The following is a 1,303-nucleotide window of genomic DNA, read 5'->3' as shown; positions in this document are numbered from 1 at the left end:
CGCAGGCCGACTCGACTAGTGAGCTATTACGCTTTCTTTAAAGGATGGCTGCTTCTAAGCCAACCTCCTAGCTGTCTAAGCCTTCCCACATCGTTTCCCACTTAACTGATATTTGGGACCTTAGCTGGCGGTCTGGGTTGTCTCCCTCTTGACGACGGACGTTAGCACCCGCCGTCTGTCTCCCGTGGTAAAACTTACTGGTATTCGGAGTTTGCATCGGGTTGGTAAGTCGGGATGACCCCCTAGCCGACACAGTGCTCTACCCCCAGCAGTCAATTGACACGAGGCACTACCTAAATAGTTTTCGAGGAGAACCAGCTATCTCCGAGCTTGATTAGCCTTTCACTCCGAGCCACAGGTCATCCGATAATTTTTCAACATTATTCGGTTCGGTCCTCCAGTGCCTGTTACGGCACCTTCAACCTGCCCATGGCTAGATCGCTCGGTTTCGGGTCTATTGCCAGCAACTAAATCGCCCTATTAAGACTCGGTTTCCCTACGGCTCCCCTACACGGTTAACCTTGCTACTGACAATAACTCGCTGACCCATTATACAAAAGGTACGCCGTCACCCCACGAAGGGGCTCCGACTGCTTGTACGTGCGCGGTTTCAGGGTCTATTTCACTCCCCTCACCGGGGTTCTTTTCGCCTTTCCCTCACGGTACTTGTTCACTATCGGTCAGCCAGGAGTATTTAGCCTTGGAGGATGGTCCCCCCATATTCAATCAGGATTACACGTGTCCCGACCTACTCGTTTTCATTGAATTGGAATTTTCGTGTACGGGGCTATCACCCTCTATCGCCGTACTTTCCAGAACGTTCCACTAACGCCAACTCAACTTAAGGGCTAATCCCCTTTCGCTCACCGCTACTCAGGGAATCTCAATTGATTTCTTTTCCTGCGGGTACTTAGATGTTTCAGTTCCCCGCGTTCGCTTCTTGCACCTATTTTATTCAGTGCAAGATACCCGACAAGTCGGGTGGGTTTCCCCATTCGGACACCCCCGGATCAAAGCCTGTTTGACGGCTCCCCGAGGCATTTCGTTGCCTACAACGTCCTTCATCGCCTCTGGCTGCCAAGGCATCCACCACGCACGCTTAAATGCTTGACCATATAACCTCAAACTCTCGTCCAAGATCACATGTTTTTTATAACAACCTTTTTTCGTACAAACTAACGCTTGTATAATTTTCAGTCGCAATCTCGCAACACCACACGAACCATCAACACCAAACAATAGCGTCAACATCCGCACAACGTGCCAGATCACTTCTTCATTCACCTAATTGTTAAAGAACAAA

General features: G+C 49.8%; 1 rRNA gene. It reads right to left on the bottom strand.

Annotation, left to right across the window (positions count from 1 at the left end):
• A 23S ribosomal RNA gene (locus tag Q8L79_RS00495) occupies positions 1-1,113 on the bottom strand; the annotation flags it as partial.
• Positions 1,114-1,303: the final 190 nt, after the last annotated feature.

The organism is Methylobacter sp., from assembly GCF_030680395.1.
In the GTDB taxonomy this organism is placed as follows: domain Bacteria; phylum Pseudomonadota; class Gammaproteobacteria; order Methylococcales; family Methylomonadaceae; genus Methylobacter_A.
The sequence above is the reverse complement of the archived record's forward strand: the minus strand, read 5'-3'. Positions and strand labels throughout refer to the sequence as shown.